Annotated in this window: 11 protein-coding genes; 2 read left to right on the forward strand and 9 right to left on the reverse strand. The window is 62.6% G+C overall.

Translation table 11 applies throughout. The features are described from left to right. Positions 1 to 349: 349 nt before the first annotated feature. The 3 genes from ACTHNE_RS16030 to ACTHNE_RS16040 all read right to left on the reverse strand — a co-directional run bounded on the left by ACTHNE_RS16030 (position 350) and on the right by ACTHNE_RS16040 (position 8,787). Positions 350 to 2,710, reverse strand: a complete 2,361-nt coding sequence (locus ACTHNE_RS16030) for a winged helix-turn-helix domain-containing protein (RefSeq protein ID WP_440269769.1) — start codon at positions 2,708 to 2,710, stop codon at positions 350 to 352. A gap of 34 nt (positions 2,711 to 2,744) precedes the next feature. After that, the gene (locus ACTHNE_RS16035; RefSeq protein WP_440269770.1) at positions 2,745 to 6,188 is read right to left on the reverse strand and encodes an autotransporter outer membrane beta-barrel domain-containing protein; all 3,444 of its coding nucleotides are present in this window, start codon (positions 6,186 to 6,188) and stop codon (positions 2,745 to 2,747) included. 346 nt (positions 6,189 to 6,534) lie between these two features. Then, positions 6,535 to 8,787, reverse strand: coding sequence for a LamG-like jellyroll fold domain-containing protein (locus ACTHNE_RS16040; protein WP_440269771.1), 2,253 nt, complete (start codon positions 8,785 to 8,787; stop codon positions 6,535 to 6,537). Between the two features lie 323 nt (positions 8,788 to 9,110). Between ACTHNE_RS16040 and ACTHNE_RS16045 the strand changes: the two genes are divergently transcribed. Further along, positions 9,111 to 10,538 carry an alpha-L-fucosidase gene (locus ACTHNE_RS16045; RefSeq protein WP_440269772.1) on the forward strand — a complete coding sequence of 476 codons (1,428 nt, stop codon included), beginning with the start codon at positions 9,111 to 9,113 and terminating at the stop codon, positions 10,536 to 10,538. A 47-nt stretch (positions 10,539 to 10,585) separates the two neighbouring features. On the opposite strand, the gene ACTHNE_RS16050 is transcribed toward ACTHNE_RS16045, so the two are convergent. Both ACTHNE_RS16050 and ACTHNE_RS16055 read right to left on the reverse strand, forming a co-directional pair. Next, positions 10,586 to 11,845 (reverse strand): MFS transporter, encoded by a 1,260-nt coding sequence (locus ACTHNE_RS16050; protein ID WP_324939091.1) that lies wholly within the window; start codon positions 11,843 to 11,845, stop codon positions 10,586 to 10,588. Positions 11,846 to 11,964: 119 nt separating this feature from the next. Then, positions 11,965 to 13,341, reverse strand: coding sequence for a porin (locus tag ACTHNE_RS16055; RefSeq protein WP_440269773.1), 1,377 nt, complete (start codon positions 13,339 to 13,341; stop codon positions 11,965 to 11,967). Between the two features lie 168 nt (positions 13,342 to 13,509). Between ACTHNE_RS16055 and ACTHNE_RS16060 the strand changes: the two genes are divergently transcribed. After that, the gene (locus ACTHNE_RS16060) at positions 13,510 to 16,131 is read left to right on the forward strand and encodes a PAS-domain containing protein (protein ID WP_440269774.1); all 2,622 of its coding nucleotides are present in this window, start codon (positions 13,510 to 13,512) and stop codon (positions 16,129 to 16,131) included. A gap of 65 nt (positions 16,132 to 16,196) precedes the next feature. Here ACTHNE_RS16060 and ACTHNE_RS16065 read toward each other — a convergent pair whose 3' ends face one another. The 4 genes from ACTHNE_RS16065 to ACTHNE_RS16080 all read right to left on the reverse strand — a co-directional run bounded on the left by ACTHNE_RS16065 (position 16,197) and on the right by ACTHNE_RS16080 (position 23,821). Next, positions 16,197 to 16,844 (reverse strand): response regulator, encoded by a 648-nt coding sequence (locus ACTHNE_RS16065; RefSeq protein WP_440269775.1) that lies wholly within the window; start codon positions 16,842 to 16,844, stop codon positions 16,197 to 16,199. A 239-nt stretch (positions 16,845 to 17,083) separates the two neighbouring features. Continuing rightward, positions 17,084 to 19,603, reverse strand: coding sequence for a glycoside hydrolase family 3 protein (locus ACTHNE_RS16070; protein WP_324939104.1), 2,520 nt, complete (start codon positions 19,601 to 19,603; stop codon positions 17,084 to 17,086). A gap of 152 nt (positions 19,604 to 19,755) precedes the next feature. After that, a complete protein-coding gene (locus ACTHNE_RS16075; protein ID WP_440269776.1) occupies positions 19,756 to 21,321 on the reverse strand; it encodes a DUF5597 domain-containing protein in 1,566 nt (521 codons plus the stop codon). A gap of 238 nt (positions 21,322 to 21,559) precedes the next feature. After that, complete coding sequence (locus ACTHNE_RS16080) at positions 21,560 to 23,821, reverse strand: WD40/YVTN/BNR-like repeat-containing protein (RefSeq protein ID WP_440269777.1); 2,262 nt, start codon at positions 23,819 to 23,821, stop codon at positions 21,560 to 21,562. Positions 23,822 to 23,972 lie beyond the last annotated feature (151 nt).

Genomic DNA, 23,972 nt, shown 5'->3' on the forward strand with positions numbered 1-23,972 from the left:
CGTTGGGGCCAGCCCTGTCTGTCCGCATGCCTTCGGTCCGTCGCCTCGACAGACGGCCAGTCTGCCTTCACCGACGGCCCTGTGGCCTGCGAACAGACAGGGCTGGTGACGACGGCGATACTTGATCAGTGTTGCCTTAAATTCAACATGTTGGGGCCGCACGGTATGCGCGCCTCGCAGTACCCCACCGTCATTCCGGCTTTCGCCAGAATGACGGTGAGGTGAGATTGAGGATTGCGTCGAAATCGAGTCTCCTGCATGGCTTACCCGCAAAACGAGGCATCGCGCAATTGAGCTTCGACGCCCATCAGACGACGACAAGTGCCTTGGCGAAAAACATTCGCGCTTTTCAGAAAAAAGGTGGCACCTTATCCAACGGCAGCACACGGTCACCGGCAAGCTGCTGCGCTTTGCGTAATGCACTGTCCGCTGCGGAAGCCTGCCCAAGCGTGCGATAAATGCGCGCTTCCAGCCACGCTACCCGCCAGTCCAACCTGTTCCAGGTGGAGAGCCGTCCGACGATGGCCATGGCCTGATCGGTATCGCCAGTCTCCAGGCACGCGATCGCATAGCCCTGGCCTACGCTGACGATGAGCTCGGGCACGCCCAGCAGTTCGGCCTGGTCCATCGCAAGCTTGAGTTGTTCGCGCGCCGATGCGCGATGCCCTTCGCTCCAGGCTTCAGCCGCCTTCGCGCGCATCAGCATGATATCCATCCAGGCCGTGCGCCTTGGTGCGTGTTCCACCCAGGACTGCATGGCCACTACGGCGCGCTTCAATTGGGGAAGTTTGCCGCCGCGTACCAACACGTGGATGTTGACGAGATTGGCTTCGATATAGCTGGCGCTGTCCGTATCCTGATCTAGCTCCTGCAGCCCATCGCCGACCAGAGCTTTAGAGATCCATGCCTGGGCTGCCGGCACGTCCTCGCGGTCCAGCGCAAGCTGGGACAGCAGCGAGCAGGCCCACGCCACTAGAACGGTTTCTTCTTTTTCGTCCAATTGCGGGAGCAAATCCTTCAGGAGGACGGCGGCTTCGCCTGTGCGTCCGTTGTCGGCCAATGCGACGGCGCGCCAGATGACCAAGGCATGCCGCAGGTAGGGATCGCCGACTTGCAGATGGGTCCGCTCGAACGGCCAATAACGGTCGGTGGCATCCAGCTCTGCGGCGTACTGCAGCAACGCCTTTTGCGACGCGATCAGGCCCTGCAACGGCAAGACCAGGAATTTTCGCGCCCCCATGCGCTGCAACCGTTCGTAATCGCGTTGCGCCAGGGCCAGCGCCTGCCGGTATTGCCCGCGATCCATGGCGACATCCGCCATGGCCTGTTCCACGCAAACCTGCCCTACCGTATCGCCGGCAAGCCCAGCGTTGACATAGGCAAGGCCCAGGTCGGAAATCGCCTGGTCAAACTTCCCCTCGTATGTTTTCAACAGGGCGCGCGCGTGATACGCCGTCGCCAGCGCCCCCGCATCTTTCTGCTCACGCAACAGGCTTACGGCTTCATCGAGTACGGCGTCGCCTTCGGCGAACCGACGCTGGCGGTAATAGACGTACCAGAACCCCGTCAACGCCTTGCCCCTGAGCAGCGGTTGCTTGTCCGCGGGCAATCGCTGCAACAGTTTGGTTAGCCGCTGCTCGCAAGCCTCGGGTTCCCCCATGTGGCAATGGAAATTCGCCTCGGCCAGCGCCAGCTCGGGCGCCTTGCGCAAGGATGGCGGGGCGTTGTCGAGCAGCTCGCGTTCCAGCTCCTGATGGCCGGCAAGTTCCGCAGCGTCGATGCGCAACAGGTATTCCTGCAGCGAAAGATCGTTCGGCAACGCGCTCGATGATTTCGCCATGCCCCATTGCATCGACAGCAAGACGCTGGCTGCGTGTGCCGCGGTCAGCACATCGGTGGATGAAGATTCCACTTGCCAATGGCCATTGTCTTTGCCTTTGGCGTCCAATTGCACGGTCCATACACCGCCCGCCAGCGTGACCTTGGGCGCCAGCACCAGCGCAAACGAAGAAGACGGTGAAGCTGTGGCGTTCGCGGATTGATCCACCAGGCTCAACACGGTCCGGCTGCTTTCCGTGGGAATTCTGTCTGCGCGCAATTGTTGCGAGACCAGCTCCATCAATCCAAAGCGCAGCCAGTTCCAATCCTGGGGTGCGCTCACCTCGGCCGGCAGCACGATCGCGGTTTGGCCGGAGCGAAGCATGGGCAAAGATGCCTCGTGCCGATGGGAATGCCAGACAACACGGCCTGCCACAAGCAAGGCCATCAACACGATGCCAAGGCATGCGAGCCATGCAGCGTTCTTGCGCGAGAACCTGCCGCGCGCGCCGACTGCAGCGTTTTCCTGCTCGGCCGCAACCGGATTCACGGGGGTCGATGCGTCCGAAACCTCATGCTCGATCGTATCCGGCAGCCAGCGGTATCCCGCGCGCGAAATGGTCTTGATGCAGTGCTGTCCATCGCCCGCATCGGCCAATTGCCGTCGCAGGCGCATGATGGTTTGCGCGACAAGATTGCCGCTGACGTCGGAGCGCCCCCATACCGCGGAGACCAGTTCATCCTTGCCGACAGGCCGCTCGCGATGCTCGATCAGATACACCAGGCAGTCGAACGCGCTGGCCGCGAGGATCAGCGGCTCGCCACCGCGCAGCAATTCCCTGGCCAGAGGGTCCAGCCGGAAATCGCCGAAGCAGTAGACGATCTTTTTCATACAAGGCTGCGTCCATGTTCAAATGAAACCGGCTTTAGAATTGCCAGCTCACCTTTCCCCTGAAGCCGGCATCCGTCGCGTGCGTAGCCATCTGCGCGTCGTACGAAACGCCCAGCTTCAAGCGCTTGTTTACCGCCACGTCGATGCCCGCGCTCACGACCACGGCATTGCGTGCAATCGGCAATCCCTGCACGGCGAAAGCGCCGGCATCGGCAAACGCCAGCGACGTGCCGGTTTTCAGGTTGCCGGAAACGTGACGCCAGCCCATTGAGGCATGCGCGGTGAAGGCGTCGCCCTGGAAAACGAAGTGCGTTGCCGCGCGCGTGCCGAGCGTCGTATAGACGACGGCATGCCGGCTGCCCTGCACCGCCAGCGCCATCGCGCTGTCGCGCTCGCGGAACGAATCGCTGCTCAGCCTTACATAAGCCGCCTGCACGAACGGCTCGACCACCGCCTTGTTGAAAGACAGGCGGTAGGCCGCATTGCCATAAAATTCCGTGGTGCGCGCGGAAGCACTGCCGCGCACGTTGCCGGAAAAATCGGCCATCGCCACGCGACGGTTTGCATCCATGCCGTGCTGCGTGTAATCGCCACCGGCACTCAACGTCAACGCGCCGAGCGAGGCGCCCGCATACAGGCCGACATGGACATCGTTGCTCGACAGCGAGGAACCGCGCTGTGGCAGGCCGAGCGAGGTTTTCGTATAACCGCTGACCACGCCGACGCGGCTGCCTTCACCTACCGGCATGTCCGCGCCGAACAGAACACCGCCCGTAGTGCGGGACAGGGCTGCGTTGTTATCGGTGTCGTCCTGGCGGCCCCACGAACCGACCGATTGTCCCCACCAGGTGAGGCCGTTCGATTGGGTTCTCGCCGACTGGCCAGATGCGGCGCCTATCGCGTAGGTATCCAGGTTCGCCTGATCGAGGCGGTTGGTCACGGCATCGCGCACGATGCGCGCGTCGTCCAGGTAGGTGCTTTGCGCGCTGGCGTAGATTTCGCCGGACAGCTGATCCGCACCGTCACGCAGTTGCGCATCGTTTTGCAGATTGGCCAGCACGACGAACGGCACGCTGCTGGACGGCATGTTCTGCACCGCCATCAATACGGCCATTTGATTGGGTGTGCGTGCTGCCGTCGCGAACAAGGGCTGTGGCGGCGGCGGTGCAGGAATGAACGTTGGTGTTGGTGTTGGTGTTGGTGTTGGTGTTGGTGTTGGTGTTGGTGTTGGTGTTGGTGTTGGTGTTGGTGTTGGTGTTGGTGTTGGTGTTGGTGCCGGTGCCGGTGTCGGTGTCGGTGTCGGTGTCGGCGCAGGCGTATCTGCATACGACACGTCCAGATAGACGTGATCGGCGTCATACACCGGCACCACCTTCAGGAACGAACTCAAGCCCGCATTGCCGGCGATCGTATAGGTGCCGCTGAGCCCGCCGTTCGCCGTCAGTAAGGTGTAGCGCCGGATGCCCTGGAATGCGGCGACCGACGTCGTCGACGGCACCAGATCGAGAATGGCGCCCGGCTGCAGGATGGCGCTGCCGCCCACCAGGATCTGGCTGGATATGCCGGCCTGTCCCAGATTCCATTGCGCGACATACGTGGCGCCCGCCGCCTGGCTGTAACGGCCGCCGATGCTCAAGGTTTGATACATGCCATTGGCGGTGCCTGGCGCGACCCGGCCCATCACCATCAGATCGCCGCGTACTGTGCCATCGCCGATTAGCGCCCCCGCATCAAGCACCGAAGCGGTGACCGCGCCCTGCAGGGCGAGCGTGGCTTGCGCAGCAATGCTGGTGCGCCCGCTGAATGTGTTGTCACCGGCAAGTGTTTCCTCGCCGCCTTCGATGTCCAGCCCTGCGCCCGTGCCGGCTCCCAGGCCGCCATCGGCGAGTTGGCCGCTGAAGGTGCCACTGGCTTGCGTCAGCACCAGCGTATTGCCGCCCAGATAACCGGTGCCGCTACCGGAAAGTGATTTGATGTTGACGTTGCCGGTAGCGCGCGACATGTCGAACGTGCCATCGGCTTGCAGAGCCGCCGACGCACTGATGTCGATGGGACCTGCCAATCCCAACCAGCCGCCCTGCTCGACTACGGTGCTGCCCGTGTAGGTATTGGCGCCGCTCAGGTTGGCGAGGCCGCCATTGGCCACGGTAAACGCGCCGCTGCCGGAGATCTCGCCGGCAAGCCCGAGCGGCCCCATCGCCTGCGTCACCGTTATGTTGGTGGTGAGTGGCGTATCGGTGACATAGAACGGCGTATAGGCAGTGACTTGGTTCTCCAGGTCGTACATCACCGCGTTGTTCAAGAAGAACGACATGCCATACAACGCAGTGCCGGAAGGCGTCAGCGACGCCGCGTTGCCCGTGCCCACCACATGGGTGGGATTGCCTTTGCCATCGTCCGCGGTGGTGATGGAAACCGTTTTTGCACCGGATGCGGCGCCAGTTGCCGAAAGCGTCAGTCCTCCGATTTCGTTGCCGTTGGCGTTGATGTGCCCTGCCGCGTTTTCACTGGCGGTCAATCCGTTGTCGTTGAGATAAACCCCGGCCGTGCCCGAATCGAGCAGCGTCTGCAACTTGGCGGTGTACGCGCCGTTGTTCAACGTGTACGTGAAATACGTATCGAACTGCTGCGCGGCATGTGCACCGGAAACACCGAAATTGCCCTGATACGTGCCTTGCTGCGTACCGGGCACCCATGGCATCACGCTGAGGAACTGCGCGCGCAACGCAGGTGTAAGGCCCACGATGAAACAGGCCTGCCCGCAACCGCCGGGCGCGCCGGGCTTGCCGTTGGCTTCCACGATGTAGCCCGTGGTGCTGAGCATGCCAGGCACGCCGCCGTTGTCGCCGGCATACAGAAAATCGCCGGCGCCGAAGGTGCCGTAGAAATGCCCTTGCTCCGGCGCCGCGCCCCGATCGAGCGCCTGCTGCCAGGTGAGATCCTGGTACATCGTCACCGGCTGATTCGACGAGTTCATGCCCGTGGCAATGGGCACGCCCTGGATATCGCCACCTTGCACGTTCGGCGCAAAGTGATCGGTGGTCATCAACCAATCGAGCGCCGCAGCAACCGGCAAGCCTTGCGACGGTGCAGCACCAAACACCTGCTTGCCGGTGCGTGCGTTGTAGAACTGGACGCTCGATGCCGTGGTGTTCTGCTGCCAATACCCGGTGGTGCCGTCGCCGTAATTGAACACGTACGGCGAGCCCGTGGCCGATGCATTCCAGTTGGGAAACCACGGCACCGCACCGCCGTCGTGGCCAACGGCGATATTGAACGAATCGGAGCCGGTATCGAACCGGTATTCCTGCGGCGTGCCGCCGTTCACCCCGACGTTGATGCCGAGGCTGTAGCTGGGTGCACTGCCACTGTTCTGCTGCGGGATGAGATCCAGCGGAATGTCGGTGGCCGATGCATTGCTGTGCCCAAGCAAGCACGCCAGCGCGCACCACAGCGGCGTGTAGTTCAACTTTTTCATGCGTGCCCCTGCAACGCAAAATGGAAACGCTAGGAAGAGGTGCTAATTGCGACTGTGCGGACTTAAGCGCGCGGTTTGAATCTCGCGATGACGCGCCCCTCCCCTGCTTGCAGAGCCTGCCCCGGACTTGATCCGGAGGAAGGGCTAGGGTGGGGTGCGAGCGAAGCGAGCCGAGATGTCTGGCAACGCCGCGAGCTTCGTATCAAAAACATGCCCACATCAGCGAAATGTTCGCGAGGTTTCATCTGTGCGCTAAAGCCCAAACAACCCCACCCCAACCCTCCCCTGCTGTCGCAGGGGAGGGAGTTAATCGCCCGCAAGCATCAAGCGTCTTGTCCTAGGTCAGTTACTTCGCCAACGCCGCAATTTCGGCGTCACTCAAGGCCCTGGAGTAAAAACGGAAATCCTGGACACGGCCGTTGAAGGATGCGTGACCGCCGTCCCAGCCAAGCAGCCTTTTCTGGTCGACCAACTGACGCGGCGACAACAAGAAGGAATCATCGCGGCCCGCAAGCCGGCCATCGATATAGACCTTGCCCATGCCACCACTCAAGGTCACCGCAACGTGCGCCCAGCGACGGAACGGCAAGGCCTGGTCGGCTTCGACCGCCTGCTCGTCGTTGACACCCGAGCCGGTGATGGCAAAGCGCAGTCTGCCGCCGTTGCGGCCTGCCAGCGGCGCAAGAAACATGCAACGACCGCCATCCAGTCCGATGAACACCAGGCAGGTATCCCAATGCAGCGGCGCATTGGCGAATGTCCACATCGACATCGTGAAATCGGCGACGTCCGTAATCATGCCAGCCGGTAACTGCACGTACGATTGCTTGCCGTCGAACAGCAGCGAAGCGCTGCCGGGCAAGCGGCCCGCGCCCCAGCTTGCGCCGTTCATCAGCGTGCCGTCGCCGCGAACCCATTCGCCATCGGGCGAGGTGACCCAGCCCACGGCCGTGTTGCCGCTGCCATCGGCAAGATCCATCGAGCAGCGCAATTCACCCGGAACCGCCACGCGTACCGCACGCGACACAAGGTTGGTACCGTTGCTGGCCTGGATCTGGTAGTACCACACGCCTTGCGCAGGCACGTCGCTGAAGGTGCGCGTTTCATCCGCCGCGACTGACCCGATCACTTTGAACGGACCGTTCGCGCTGCTGCCGCGCTTGACCAGATAGGACGCCGTACCCTTGCCGCCCCACCACGAAAGCGTCACTTTGCCTTCGCTGCAAAATCCCGACACGCCGAACGGCGCACGCAGCGGTCCGGCGTAATCGTCCAGCCGGCTCCACAGCGTGGTATACGGCATGTCGTCGCTGCCGCCATCGGGGTTTCTGAACTCGGTGTTGTGCACCATTTGCGAAATGTATGGCGCGTCGATGCCCATGCGGTTGACGTAATGGTTGTAGATGGTTTCCCAACAACCACGCAACGAAGGGCCGGACTGGTTGGCCGCGGCAGTGAACATGCCAATCGGACTGGACTGGCGCGCAAACGGCATCACATATGGCTTGCCGTTCTTGTCCAGCACATTGGACTTTGCCACGTATTCCGCACCGGCCAGGAAGCGGTTGTTGAACGCCGAATACAGATCGTCACCCTGCTTCCACGCCATTTCGAGGAAGTCGCCGCCCAGCGACATGCCGAGGGTGGAGTGGCCCTGGTCGCGACCGCTTTCCTGCCACTGGCCCATGTAGCCCGGGTGCATGAAGTACACACTGTGCATCGCCATGCCATTGCCGAACTGCGTGTGAATGTCACCGTGATTGTTGCCGGTGTAATAGTCGATCGCCTGCCGGTAGAGGTCGACGTCGTCGCAGAACACGCCAATGGCCAGCGTGCCGCAGAGCGCGGCGTAGTCCCAGTTGGCGAAGCTCCATAGACCGCCATCGGTCAGGTGTCCGCGCAGACCCTTGGAGATCGGCGCCACGAATACAGTGCGCAGCATGTCCTGGAAGCGCGTCACGCCCGCCGCCGACCAGCCCTGGTAGGTGCGCATGATTTCCGCAGCATTGGCAAATTGGCGACCTGACATGCCGCACATCAAGTAGAACGTGTGATCATCGTGCGCAGTGGAACCTGGCGGAACGGTCCCGATGAACTTCAAGGTTGATGACCACGCATCGAGCGTTTCCACGGCCAATTTGGCGTAAGCCTCCTCACCGGAAATCTTCCAGCGCAAGGCGCAGCAGAATGCCCGCTGGGTGTCCCTGTACAAGGCCCACTTCGTTCCGTCCTGACGATAGACAGCAGGCTGGGGATTGGGCTTGGCCGTCAAGGATGTGTCACGGGAGGCGCACAGCGTCTGCCACCACTTGGTCCACGGCTGCTCGCCGTTCTTGATCTTGTTGCGGATGCGCGTGAAATCGTCTTCATTCGCCAGCAGACCCGGATGCGTGAAGCGCCCAGTGATCAGCGGGCTCCCGGCTGGCCTGGAACCGGATGGCGGCAGGCTTCTGGCCCGGCCTTCGCGGACGCCAAGCCCGAGCAGCAAGGCGCCGGCGCCGAGGCCGGCAATGAAGCGCCGCCGGGAGCTGTCCTCGATGCCGCTGCCGAGATCCCATCCCTGCTGCGCAACCCACGTTGCGTCGTCGATGTGTTTCATAAGCACTTCCCCTGGTCGAAGTCGGCCGCGATCATGCGCAAACAGGCACGCCTTGCGCATGCCCGCGCGGGACAATTCAATATCTCGACAGGCCATGTGTCCGTTTATGCGAAGTGCGAATAACGTCGCCTGTGATCTGGGTTGTGAAAAAAGCGGCATCTCGCTGGAAGCGATGAAGAAACGGATGTTTGCGATATCAAGATCGATATGCAACCTGAAAGACACGCGCGGTACGGACCGTCTCTCGATTTCGCTGAAGCAATCAAGAGAAACGCACCTGGGCAATGCAGCAGCGACCCATTGATCCGCATACAGGAGAAAACATGAAACCACTAATCCGCTCCATCTCGCTGTCCTTGATGCTGGCAAGCCTCTGCGCCCATGCCGCGCAAACAAAACCTCCCGCTTCACCCCATCCCGTTCCCGCCATCCAGGACACCGAAACACCGGCGCAACGCGACGCACGCATGGGCTGGTGGCGGCAAGCCCGTTTCGGCATGTTCATCCATTGGGGGTTGTACGCCGTGCCGGCCGGCAACTGGCATGGCAAGCCGATCGACGGCATCGGCGAATGGATCATGTACAACGCGAAAATCCCCGTGGCCGAGTACAAAAAGCTCGCGCCGCAATTCGATCCGGTGAAATTCGATGCGCATGCCTGGGTCGCGCTGGCCAAGGCGGCGGGCATGAAATACATCATCATCACCGCCAAGCATCACGACGGCTTCGCGATGTTCGATTCGAAAGCCAATCCGTTCAACATCGTGGACGCCACGCCGTTCAAGCGCGATCCCTTGAAAGAGCTGGCCGCCGAAGCGCAGAAACAAGGGATCAAGTTCGGCTTCTATTATTCGCAGGACCAGGACTGGACCGCGCCCGGCGGCGCCGCCATGGTCGTAGATGCACTCCATAACGGCCACTGGGACAAGGCCCAGGACGGCGACTTTGCCGAGTACCTGCACACCAAGGCCATTCCGCAATTGAAGGAACTGTTGAGCAACTATCAGCCGGCGGCGCCGTCGGTAATCTGGTTCGATACGCCCACGCCCGAGATGACGCCGCAGCTCGCCTCGGAAATCGTCACCCTGCTCAACCAGCACCCGAACCTGATCTGGAACAACCGCCTTGGCGGCGGCTATCAGGGCGATACCGAAACGCCTGAACAAAATGTTCCCGCGCAAGGCTATCCCGATCGCGACTGGGAAACCTGCATGACCATCAACGATACCTGGGGCTACAAATCGAACGACACGAACTTCAAATCATCCCAGGAACTCATCCGCACCTTGGTGGACGTGGCAAGCAAGGGCGGCAACCTGCTGCTCAACGTCGGCCCAGACGCGCACGGCGTGATTCCCGCCGCGGAAGCAGAGCGTCTGCAGACGATCGGCAAATGGCTGGACGTCAATGGTGAATCGATCTATGGCACCGGTCCCACGCCGTTCCCGGGCGAGCATGGAACGTTCTCGCGCACGGAAAAAACCGTCGGCGAGAACAAGCCCAAATGGATACCCGCATGGGATTGGCGCGCCACCGCCCGACCCGGAAAAATCTACATCCATCTGCTGACCTGGCCCGGCAAGAGCTTCCACCTGGCCAACGCCACCGCCAACATCAGGAAAGCCTATCTCCTGGCCGATCCAAGGCACACGCCGCTCAAGTACACGCAAAAGGGACACGTGCTCGATGTACAGTTGCCCGCCAGGGCGCTCGATGCCAACGATACGGTGATCGTGCTCGAAACCACCTGATCGAACATAAAGCTTGCCCCGGATGCGACCCGGGGCAAGCTCATCCATCAGGTTCGCGGCAGGCTCGCGCCTTCGCTCAAAACATCTTCCCGTGTCGACGGCGCCGCAGCCGCCATCGACACGCCGCGCGCCTCCGGTCCGAACGCCATCAGCAACATCAACGCAATCGCCACCGTGCTGGCGACCAGTAGCAGCGAATAGCCGTAATCCTGCCCATGGCGTTGCGCAATCTCCGCCTGCAGCACCGGATTGATCGCGGCCAGGAAATTGCCGAGCTGATAGACGAAACCCGGGAACGTGCCGCGAATCTCCGCTGGCGACAGCTCGTTCAAATGCGCCGGCACCACGCCCCACGCGCCCTGTACGCCGAACTGCATCACGAACGCTGCCGCGCACAGCATGTAGACGTCGCGACTGTGCGACCACGGATACACCGCCAGCAGTGCCAGCGTGCACGCCAGCATGATCGCGCGGCGACGGCCGATTTTCTGGCTCAGCATGCCGAAGAACAGGCCGCCTAGGATCGCCGCCACGTTGTAGACCAGCACGATATTGGTCAGCGTGGCATGCGGCAGCCCCAACTGCTTGGCCAGGAACAGCTTGGGATAGATGTCCTGCGTGCCGTGCGAGAAGAAGTTGAATGCGGTCATCATGGCGATCGCGTAGATCGTCAGCTTGGCGTTCGACTTCACGATCTGCAGCAGGGAACTCTTCGGCCGCTGCTGCATGGCCTCGAACGCCGGGCTCTCATGAATCTTCGCATTGATGAAGATCACCAGCAGCGCCGGCGCCGCGCCGACGAAGAACATGCCGCGCCAACCGAGCGTTTCATAGCAAAGCCCGAACAACAGCGTGGCCAGGAAGTAGCCGGTCGGATAACCCGCCTGCAGCAATCCTGACACCCAGCCACGCCAGCGCGCCGGAATGGTCTCCATCACCAGCGAACTGCCCACGCCCCATTCGCCCCCCATCGCGATGCCGAACAAGGTACGGATCACCAGGAACGATACGTACGACCAGGCCAGGCCGCTGATGAACTCGAACAACGAGTACAACACGATCACCAGCATCAATGTCGGCTTGCGCCCAAAGCGGTCGGCCATGCGCCCGAACACGAACGCGCCCACCGCACGCGAGGCTAGCGTCAAGGTGATCGCCACCGTGATGCTGGTAATGCTTACGCCGAAGGTCTTGGCGACTTCATCGAAGGTAAAAATCAAAATGAAGAAATCGAACGCGTCCAGGGTCCAACCCAGGAAAGCGGCGATCACCGTGTTGCGCGCTCGCGCGATATCTGCGGAAGTCATGGAAAATTCCTGCTGATTACTGCTCAATAAACCAAGCACTTTCCCTTCTGCCGTCATTCCCACCTTCGCGGGAATGACGGCAAGGTAAAAGTGAGCTTCATGGGGATGGCAGGCATGCGCTAGAAAACAATCCGCACGCCGACCGTCGGATCGAACGATGCATGCTGCAGATAACCGCTGCCCATGCCGTCGGCCACTCTCGACCACTGCACACCGCCGTACACATCGAAGTGCCGCCCCAGGCGCTGGTCGAGCACCAGCGACAGCGCGTCGTAGTGACCGCTGCATTGCGGCGAGCTGGCATTGGAGCAGCTCACCTTGGCGTAGCTGTTCTGCATCGCGCGGTAATAGGCGCCGGACAGGTCAAGTGATGGCGTCAGCGCGTAACGTGCCCCCACCCACGCAACCTCCAGCACCTTCGGCCGCGGAAACGTGCTGTTGTTGGGAATGATGAAATAGCCGCCTACCGTCTGGCTGCCGATCGATAACGGCGAGGACGGATTGGCGTAGCGGATATGCTCGTAGGCGCCGAAAAACTTCGCTCGGCCGGCATCGTATTCGCCCAGGAAGGTATAGGAAGTGTTATCCGAAATCGTGCCCGGCAAGGTCTTGTCGACCGGCAAGCCATAAGTGGACGAACCCGGTGCCGACAATGCAGCCACCTGCGCCGCAGTAAGCGAACCGCCCACTGAGATCGCGTTGTTCTTGTGCGCCAGCACGGCATCCACCGACCATGGGCCATGCGCCAACCCCATGTCCACCTGATACGCGGTGCCGCGCGAACTGGACAGCGCATACGCATTGCCGAACTGGTACATCGCGCCGCCATGGAACAGGCCGTGCGTAAGGGTGTATTTCAGCGTGCCGTCCAGCACGCGATCCTGCGTATCGCCGGTGCCGGCGGTAGCGCCGAAGAAGCCGACATAGGAAAACGCCAGCGAACAGCTCAGCGGATCGTATTTGCACACTTCGTCATTGAGCAGCGTGCTCTGGCGGCCAAAGGTGAGCGTGCCGTAATGCGGCGATTCGATACCGATAAACGCCCTGCCGTTGAACGCCTGGCCGGCGCGGCCCGAATCGCCGTACGACTTCTGTTGCGTCAACGGCACGCCATTGTTCCGCGCGATCGAATGCAAACCGTCGATCAACGTCATCGAGGCCGGCAGAAAACCGGTGTCGAACTGGAACACGCCCCACCAGCCCGCACCCAGCGGCTCGCGTCCCTTGATGCCGATGGTGGAAATGCTCATGCCGTTGGAGGCCAGCGAGGTGTTCGGCTTGTTGCTGGCCTTGATCAGGAAGTTGTTGACATTGGTCGCGGCCGCATCGCTGAACGGACTGCCGTGGCTCTGGTAGGACACTCCCACGTCGACGGTGCCATAGAGCGTGATGCCGTACATGGTAAGGCTGTCCGCCGTGCCCGATTGGGTACCTGCCCATGTCGTGGATGTGGCAAGTGCGCCCATGACCGCCAGCGCGCTGATCGTGTGTTTCATTGTGGACATGCAAACCTTTCCCCGTTTCTACCCCGAGGCGACAGCATGCCGTGTGCGTGCGTGGCGATGAATAACACCATGCGACTAGTACTTTCCGGCTAGTCGCCTTATTCCCCTCGTAGGCTGCGCCTCTACCCAACCTACGGGCGAGCGCGTTAGCATGTAGCCATGCCGCAACCCCGTCCCAACACGCTGAAAATCGCCCTGCTGGTGGCGCTGCTCGTCGCCATGGCTGGCAGCACCTGGGCCGCGGCATGGTATGCACGGCAACGCGCGTTGGCGCAGCTTTCCGCGCAAGCGTTGAGCCAGTTGCAGGTGCGCGCCCTGGCGCTGCAGCGACTGGTGGATCGCTACCGCGTGCTGCCGACAGTGCTGGCGCTGGACCCGGAATTGCGCCAGGCCTTGTCGTCGCCACTCTCACGCGTGAATGTCGGTGCGCTCAACCGCAAACTGACGCGGGCCAATGGCGCCACGCACGTATCCACGCTCACCCTGATCGATCGCCGCGGCGTGGCCATCGCAGCCAGCAACTGGAACGAGCCGTCCAGCAACGTGGGCCTCGACTACGCGTTTCGCCCGTATTTCCAGCAGGCAATGCAACATGATTCGGGCACGTTCTATGGCATCGGCATTTCCACCAATCTTCCCGGCTACTTCATTTCCGAAGCGCTGCACGACGACCAGGGCCAGCGCATCGGCGCGATCGTGATCAAGATTCCGCTCGATACGCTCGAGCAGGAATGGGTGAGCAGCGGCGACATCGTGCTGCTGAGCGATGCCAACGACGTGGTGTTTCTCAGCGATCAGCGCGCATGGATCTACCGGCCGTTGACGCCGCTGGGATCGAGTGTGGAATCCACGCTGGCCAGGACGCGCCAATACGGCAACAGCCTGCTGCCGCCGGCGGTCTTTCGCAATCTTCAATCGCTCGGATCGGGCGGGCAGCTGGTGCACGTCGATCGTCCGGCCATGTCGCACGACATGGTGTGGCAATCCATGCCGTTGCCTGCGCAGCAATGGACCTTGCATCTGTTGCGCGATGCGCATGCGGCGACCATTGCCGCGTATCGCAGCGCGCTGATCACGTTGAGCGTCTGGTTGCCGCTTATCCTGCTTGCCCTGTTCCTGCACCAGCGCCTGCGTGCCGCGCAATTGCATACGCGCAGCCGGCGCGACCTGGAACGGCTGATTTCGCATTACGCCAGCGCGCTGCGTTCCGAGGAAGATAGCCTGGTGCACGCCGCGCTGCAGGCAATGGCGGGACACTCGGAGATACTCGAACGCCTGCCGCAAGGCGTCAGCGTGATCGATGCGCAGCTGCGGCTGGTAGCGTGGAACGCGCGCTACGCCGAATTGTTCGGCTATCCCGATACGCTATTGAAGGCAGGCATGCCGGTGGAGGAACTGTTCCGCTACAACGCACGGCGCGGCCTGCTTGGCCCGGGCGACATCGACGACGCAATCCAGCGCCGCCTCAATTATCTGCGCCAGGGCAGCCCGCATATGGTCGAGCGCGAACGTCCCGACGGCAGCTTGCTGGAAATCCGCGGACGGCCGTTACCGGGCGGAGGCTTCGTCACCAGTTATGCGGACATCGGCTTGTACAAGGAAGCCGCGCGCGAGCTGCGCACCTTGACCAGCACGCTCGAGCATCGCATCGAGAAAAGCACGCAAGATCTGCGCGCCGCCACCGCCGAAGCCGAGCGCGCCAATCGCAACAAGACACGCTATGTCGCCGCGGCGGTGCACGATCTGCTGCAGCCATTGAACGCCGCGCGCCTGTTTGCCGGTTCGCTGAAAAACGCCAGCACCTTCCCCGCGGATACCATGCTGCTGGAGCGCATCGAGCGCTCGCTGCAGGCACTGGACAGCCAGCTCACCAGCATGCTCGATTTGGCGCGCCTGGATGCAGGTGCGATCTCGCCGGACCTGCAGGTATTTGCGCTGGCGCCGATGCTGCAGGAACTGGCCGGCCAGTTCGGCATCATGGCTCAGGCAAAGGGGCTGCGCTTGTCATTCGTCACCACCTCGGCGTGGGTACGCAGCAACCCCGCGCTATTGCAACGCGCCGTGCAGAATTTTCTCTCCAATGCGCTGCATTACACGCCGAACGGACGCATCTTGCTCGGCTGCCGTCATGTGGAAGGCGCGCTGCGCATCGAGGTGTGGGATACCGGCGTCGGCATACCGGAAGATCGGCGGCACATTATCTTCCAGGAATTCCGGCGCCTGGATACGGCGGTCGATGCCGATGAGCGCAGTGCGGGTTTGGGGCTTTCCATTGTCGAGCGCATTGCGAATCTGCTCGGCCATCGCTTGCACGTGCGATCGTGGCCTGGTTGCGGCAGCGTGTTCGGCATCGAGGTGCAACGCGCGCAACCGTCCATGGCGCCGCAGGACAACGGTGACGACGGCAGCGGCGATTCGCTGCTGAAGCATCGCAACGTATGGCTGATCCAGGAAAACGCGGCGCTGCGGCACAAAGCGGCCACGCTGCTGCAGGGCTGGGGCTGCAAGGTCACCGAGTGGCCGAAGGCGTACGACGCGCTTGTGCAGGCGAAGGGTTCGGCGGCGCCCGATCTGATTTTGGTGGATGGCCAGTGGGAGCCGATCCTGGCGTTTCTCAACACCGATGCGTGGGCGCGCCGGCCGCCGATCATCGCCTTCCTAGGCAAGGATGAAACCGGTCTGCAGAACGTGTTGCGCGAAGCTGGCGTGCATACCACCAGCCTGCCAATCTCCCCTGCCCGCCTGCGCGCGATGATGACGCAGTTGCTGCTGGGTTCGTAGGTTGGGGTGCTAACCCCAACCTTCGGCATGTACACGCCTGACGATGTTGGGGTTTGCACCCCAACCTACGATTCCTCGTCCGTATCCAGCGATTTGACCAGCACCGCCGCCTGCGTGCGCGAACGGCAATCGAGCTTGGACAGCACGGCGGTGACGTGAATCTTCACCGTGTTCTCGGCCAGACCGAGCCGGTCGGCGATCTGCTTGTTGAGCAGGCCTTCCGCCAGCAGCATCAGCACGCGGAATTGCTGCGGCGTCAATTGCGCGAAGCGCGCGGCGAGCGCGGCATCCTGCTCGCTGCGTTCGGCGCGGGTGGATTCAAACCACAGCCCGCCGTCCAACACGCGCCGCACCGCCTGGTTCACATCTTCCACTGGCGCCGCCTTGGGCACGAACCCGGCCGCACCGAATTGCTGCGCGCGGCGCACGGTGCGCGGGCGGTCGTCGGAAGAAATCACCAGCACCGGCAGATCCGGCCGCTCGGCGCGCAGCCACAGCAAGGAGGAAAAGCCGATCGCGCCGGGCATGGTCAGGTCCAGCAACACCAGGTCGATATCGGGTTCGACGGCCAGGCATGCTTCGAGCGTGCTCTGGCTGGACACTTCCAACACCCGGCAGCCGCTGATCGCCGCATTGAGCGCGTGCACGATCGCCGAGCGGAACATCGGGTGATCGTCGGCGACAAGGATGGTGGTGGCCGGGGTTTCACTCATGCGTCTGCGGGTGCCGTTGGCCCGTATTGGGTTAGCGCAGCGTAACCCAATGGCGACGCCAATTGGCGTCGAAACTCAGCTACGCGAACGATGGCTCCCTCCCCTGCTTGCAGGGGAGGGCTGGGGTGGGGTTGTCTGGGCTTGTGGGATGGTTGAAATGCATCGCAAGGTTGCTTCACCCCACCCTAACCCTCCCCTGCACGTAGGGGAGGGAACGCATTTCGGCACGCCGAGATTCGTCAATGCGCCAACGTAAATCCAGCCTCCAACGGCGTGCTGTTCGACGCATCCCCCACATACACCTTGAACGCACCCGGATCGACGCGCCAGCCATGGCTGCCCACGTCGTAATACGCAAACGCGCGGCGATCCAGCTGCAACGTTACATGCTGCGTTTCGCCCGGCTTCAACCGCACTTTACGGAACGCTTTCAATTCGCGCGCAGGACGCGCCACCTTGGCGGATGGATCGCCCACATACACCTGCGCCACCTCGGCACCCTCGCGCGCGCCCGTGTTGGTGACGTCGAAGGACACTTCCACCTGATCTTGTGCAAGCGTCTTCGTGCTCAGCTTCGAGAATTTGAAACTGGTGTACGACAGGCCATAGCCGAACGGAAACAGCGGCTGCGCCTTGTCGGTATGGCTGGTGTACCAGCGGTAACCCAGGAACACGCCTTCGCCGTACGTGACGGAAGGATTCGTACCCGCTGCATGCGGCGGCGCGTCGTACCAATCGTGCGTCGGATTGTCGGCCCACTGCTTTTCAAAGCTGATCGGCAATTTACCCTCGGGCGAATGGCGGCCGAACAATACCTGCGCAATGGCAGCACCACCCTCCTGCCCCGGATACCAGTTCTGCAGCAGCGCCGGCACCTGGTCGAGCCAGCCTTCCGTGGCGTAGCCGCCGCCGGAGGTGACGGTTACGACGGTTTTTGCGTTGGCCGCTGCGATCGCTTCGATCAACGCCTCCTGCCCCCACGGCAACTGGAACGTGCGGTCGTAGGCTTCGCTTTCGGAGCTGGGATCGAAGCCGACCGCGACCACGGCCGCATCGGCCATCGCGGCGATCTTCTTCGCATCCGGCGAAATCAGATCGTCGATCGCGATAACACCCAAACCCATGCGGCTGTAATCGACGTCGGGCTTGTAATCGAGGCGAACCTCCACTGGCTGGTTCGCGTGCAGCGCCAGCGTGGCATACAGCGGCGCCTGCCCTTCGCGATGCGGCTGCGTGATCACCGGCTTGCCGTCGATATAAAGCGTATAGGTGTCTTCGCTCGCCGCGGCGGTCAGGAAAAGGTATTTGCCGTCGTGCTTGGGCACGAAACGCCCGCTCCAACGAATGCTCTGCCGCTGCGTGGCCGGCGTCGTCCACAATTCCGGCTTCCATAGGTCCACTTGCGCATCCACCGTGCTGGTGGCGGGCTTCCCCTGGAAAGCGTCGTTGGCGAAGGTTTCCTTGGTGAGGCCCGGCTTGCCGTCCGCAGTGTTGAAACCGCCTTTCTTGAACACTTCCATCGGCGACGGCAGGCCGCGGCTATACAGCACGCGCACCTTGTCGCCGACCAGATGCGTGATGCCGGTAAGCACGCTTTGCGCCTGGAACGTATCGATATGCGAACTGCCGCCGGCGCTGGTGACGGCCGGATCGGCGTTCGGTCCGATCACCGCGATGGTCTTGACCGATGCGTCGAACGGCAGCACGTGGCGATCGTTCTTCAGCAGCACCAGGCCTTCCAGCGCATTCTTCAGCGCCACCTGGTCGTTCTCAAGGCTGTACAGCGGCAGCGACAGATCCTTCTGTGGACGATCGAGGAATCCGAAGCGCACCGCCGTGCGCAGGATGCGGCGCACCTTGTCGTCGAGCATGGCTTGCGAAAGTTTGCCGTTGCGCAGGTTGGCCAGGATCAGGTCCGGCTTCATCGCATCGGGCGCGGGCATTTCCAGGTCGAGGCCGGCGTTGAATGCTTTCAGGCCATCGTGCGTGGCACCCCAGTCGGACATGAAAATGCCGTCGAAACCCCAATCCTTCTTCAAGATGTCGTAGCTGATCGCACGGTTCTCGGCCAGCCAGTCGCCATTGATCAGGTTGTAGCTGCTCATCACCGCGCCGACGTGGCCCTGCTTCACCGCCATCTCGAAGGCGGGCAGATAGATTTCGCGCAACGTGCGTTCGTCGATGTGCGTATCCAGATGGCGGCGATCGTATTCGGAATTGTTGGCGGCAAAGTGTTTCACCGTCGCCACCACGCCCTGCGATTGCACACCGTCGATCAGGCCGACCGCGATGCTGCCGGCAAGCAGCGGATCTTCGCCGTAGTACTCCATGTTGCGGCCGTTCTGCGGCGCGCGATACATGTTCACGCCCGGCCCGAGGAGGAAACTAACGCCACGTGCGCGCGCATCGCGGCCCATCGCCGCGCCGACGTCTTTCGCCAGCGCAGGATCCCACGAGGCGGCCAGGCCGATGCCAGCCATGTATGCGGTGGACGGGCCCGGCGCGCGTACGCCGTAAGGGCCGTCGGACATGATCAGCGCGGGCAGGCCGATGTTCGGTTCGGCGTGCACGGCGAAGTTGTCCATGCCGCCGAGCAGCTCCACTTTTTGTTCAAGCGTGAGCTTGGCCAGCAGTGCATCGACGCGGTGTTCGATGGCGGCGGTGTTCTGGGCGGGTGGCGTGTCGGCTTGAGCGGTGGCGCAGGTAACCAGTGCGATGGCGAGCGACAGGGCGAGGTGTTTCAAAATTCGGCTTTGCATGAACAACGATGTTCCTTTTTTTTCAATATCTCCCAGTCGTCATTCCCGCGAATGCGGGAATCCATCTGGCTTTACGCCGAAAAGCAACATGGATTCCCGCTTTCGCGGGAATGACGGCCAGGCAAAGAGTAATGGTCAGATAACACCAACCATCAATACGTGGCCAACTTTACGTGTAGCACCTGCGGCCGCTCGGTGAAGTTGAGCCCCCAATCGGTCTGGTCGCCGTTCCACACGCGCAGGAACTGCCAGCGGCCCTGTTCGTCGTAACGGCCTTCCTCGACCCGATCCATCATGAAGTGCACATGTTCCCTGCCCTTGCCCGGCAAGAAATCCACGCGCGCAAAATAGCCGGTGACCAGATACTCGTCCTTGCCGATCTGCGCAATCAGTACGCCGCCCTTGGGCGTCTTGTTGCCGGGCGGCGCCTCGGTGGGGCCGAACGCCGGTAAGCCGTAGGACACCTTCGCGCGCCAGTCGCCCATATCGATGTCCTGGCTGTGCTCGTGCTCCGGTTCGGAAACGCCCCACACCTTGCCGGCGTAGCTCAGCGTGGCGATCAGCTCGCCCATCGGGCGCAGCAGGCGGTTGGTCATGGCGAACGGTTCGAACGCGGCCTCATCCGCCTTCGGGGCGCCCAGTGGGTAATTGACGTAGCCGGTGTAGTCGATGCCGAACACCGAAAAGCCGATGCCCTGATGGCCGAGCGTGGCGAAGATATAGCGCGCATACGGCTGGTCGTTGCCGGTTTCGGTCACGACCAGCGCGTTGTCCGGACGCGAATAAAGTCCGAGTACGGCGGTGTAGCGCTCATAGTCGCGCCAGTAAAGATCCGGACCGATCATGTCGATGGCCGGCGCGCCCGCCTTCCAGATAAAGAGCACGTTCTGCGACGGGCCGCCGCTGGAATGGGCCGCCGGCGGGCTGGGATGCACCGGATCGCTCACCACCGCATTGGCATACATCGGCAGCGGATACACCGCCTTGCCAGCGGCGGCCACTTGGCCGATGAAACGCGACACCGACCACGCCTGGAAAAATTCGGCCGCATCCTTGCCGAACACCTGCGTCCAGTTGCCCGCGGGCTTGTGCGCGGCCTTGAGTACCGCGGCCGGCACCGGTTGCGCGAACGCCGCGTTGGCGGCCGGCGAATAATCGCGATCCGTGCCGTAGCTGCCCGATTCGTTCTCCACCTGCATCAGGATCACGGTGTGCCGCGTGCCGTCGACATCGCGCAGGTGCGTCATCAGTTGCACGAAGGCCTTGCGGTCGGCCTCCAGGGTGGCCGCGGCCAGCGGCGACAGCGAAACCATCTGTTTGCCGTCCTGCGCGATCACGCGCGGAAAGCGCTTGTTGTCCAGCTTCACCCACGAAGGCGCATAGCTGGGGCTGTTGTTCTTCCAGGTGCCGAACCATAGGAGCGCCAGCCGTACCTTGTGTTCGCGCGCCTGTGCCAGCAGCGTGTCGAGAAAGCTGAAATCGAAGTGGCCTTCGGTGGGTTCGATCTGCTCCCAGGCGATCGGCACCATCACGGTGTTGGCTTCAACATGATCGGTCGCCGGCCATACCTGATCCAGCATTGCGGGGTAGTTGCTGGAGTTACCCACTTGCGCGCCGAGCAGCAGGAAGGGCTTGCCATCGACGATAAAGGCGTGGCGGCCGTTCTGGCTGACGAAGTGCGGGAGGTTGTCCTGGGCTTCGGCGGCGGATGAAGGCATGGCGGCCAGCATCGCGAGCGCTAGCCATAAGGACATAATGCGGAGGCGTACCAGAGATTGCATGGGGTCACCGTTGCCTGATCTTCTCCCTCCCCTGCGTGAAGGGGAGGGTCGGGGTGGGGTTGTTCGAGCTTGCCGTGCTATTCGAGTTCGCTGCGAGGTGGCTCCACCCCACCCCAGCCCTCCCCTGCGCGCAGGGGAGGGAGCAGGTTGAGGTGCACATGCAGGTCTCGATGACTCATGGCTTCTTGGTTTCGGCAGGATCGCCATAAAACACACCACGACCGCTGCTCGCGAAATACACCCGCCCGAACACGCGCGGATCGCCGATGATCAATCGCTGCCCGCCATAACGGTGCGCATCGTCATCGATACGCAGCCAATGCGCGCCGTCGTCCGTTGAGCGATAAAGCCCGTATACATCGCCAAGCTGCCCTGCCGCGAAGATCGTCGGCGCGGTACTGCCCGGCGCCGATTTGCCGAAGCCGAAATCGCGCACGTCGGCCAGCTCACCAAGCTTCGCCAGAGCGCCGCCATCGTCGTGCGCACGCAGCAGCCCAAGCCCCTCACCGCCAACGTAGACCACGCCAGCCGCATCGGGCGCCGGGCGCACCCACGCGATCGAGCCGTGCGTAAGCCGTTCTCCCAGCGCACCGCCGATCACTTGGAAATGCGCGCCGCCATCGCGGCTCGCCAGCACTTGCGTGGAGTGCCCTTCGAAACCATAGAAACGCCCCACATACGCATAGAAACGTTTCGGATCGACGCGATCGCTCAGCACGCGCGCATGCGCCGGCAAGCCATCGACCGTCTGCCAATGCTTGCCAAAATCATGCGTGAGATAGGCATGCGCAGCGCCACGCGGCATCCACAGCACGGCCGAGCCGTCCGCGGCGAGGGCAATCGTGCCGGCGCCCTCCCCTGACGGCTCCGGCTCGCTGGCAAAGGCCTGCCAATGCGCACCGCCATCTTCCGAATATGCCGCGCGGATCGCCGGATCGAACGGCTTGCGCAGGTAACCGCTGCGCACGATCAACGACGGTTTGTTCTGCGCAAAATCGATGCTTTCGCCATTGGCGTAGCGCGGCGGCGCGGTGAACTGCAGCGGCGCCACGTCCAGGTCATCGTGCTTGTAGCCATCCAGGTCGCCGATCGCGCTCAGCAGATGCGCGCCTTGCGGCGGACTCACCAGATCCAGCGCGACGGTTTCTTCCAGGCCGCGATCCTGGAACTGCCAGTGCACGTCGCCATCATGGTCGGCGTTGCGCATGTCGGTGGACATCCACACGCCGTAACCGGTGACGAACCACACGCGATCGGCATCGTGCGGATCGATGGCGATGGATGCCATCCAGTGCGGCGTATGCTCGCGCACCCACACGGGATCGCTATAGTCGAAGTGCGAACGCGCGAAAATTTCCTGCCAGTGCTTGCCGCCATCGGTGCTGCGGAACAGTTCGTCCTTGGGCGTGTAGTGCGCGAACGTCGCCGCCATGATCACGTTGGGATCGCGCGGATCCACCGCTACCGCGCCCCAGCCGTAGCCGAGACCAAGGTCGCCAAGCATGCCGACCTCGCGCGGCAAGGGGGTGATGTCGGTCCAGCGCTGCGCGGCCGGCTCGTACTTCCACACCGCGCCGTCATGCATGGTGTCGGGGCCGGGTTCGTCGCCGTAACTCAAGTAATAGGTGCCGTCGCCCGCGCGCACCATATGGTTGGGCCGCAGGCCGACCGGTTGTCCGGACACCGCGCTCCAGGTGCGTCCGCCATCGGTGGAACGAAACAGACTGGTTTCTTGGGTGGAAACGCCGGCATACAGCGTACTGCTCGGCTTGCCGGGCGCGCCGCTGGTGGGATCGAACACCACGAACACGATGCCGATCGCCTGCCGGCGCCAGCTGTTCTTCGCGCTCGCCGCAGGCGATGTCGCCACGGCGGGAAAACTGGCGACACGCTGCCAGTGCGCGCCGTAATCCTCGCTGCGCCACAAGCCGGCATCGCGCGAACCGAGGAAAAGGATGCGCCCATCGTTGGGATCCACCGCCAGACGCTCGCCATCGCCACGGCCCAGCTCGTTGCCGCCCATCTTGAAGGGCAAGTTGGCGCGCTCGAAATGAGCGCCGCGGTCGGAGGAACGCAGCACCGCGGCATTGCCCACGCGCGGCACGTTGTAGGTGCCGGAAAGCAGGTAAACCCGGTTCGCATCGCGTGGATCGACGGCAAGGCTGTCGATGCCAAGCAGGTTGTTGTCCGCCGCGCTCACCCAATCGGTGAGCGGCGTCCAGCGCATGGCCGATTGATCCCAGCGATACGCGCCACCGACGTCGGTGCGCGCATAAAGCAGGCCTTGCGCGGTGGGGTGATAGACCAGGCCGCTGACAAAACCGCCGCCGCCGATGCGCACGCTGGTGAAGTGGTAGGGAGCGGTTGCAGGTTCGCTAGCGTGGATGCCCAGCGTGAAGAACAGCGAGCAGGCGGCGGCGCAAAGGTGTTTGAGCATTCTTAAGAGAGCCTGTTTTGCTTCACCGTCATGCCGGCGAAGGCCGGAATGTAGGTTGGGGTGCAAACCCCAACATGACCTCGCCTGCCGAGATGGCGATGTTGGGGTTTGCACCCCAACCTACGGAGCGAGCCCCTCTCCCGTCCAGGGA

The organism is Dyella sp. (assembly GCF_051954575.1).
Taxonomy (GTDB): domain Bacteria; phylum Pseudomonadota; class Gammaproteobacteria; order Xanthomonadales; family Rhodanobacteraceae; genus Dyella_B.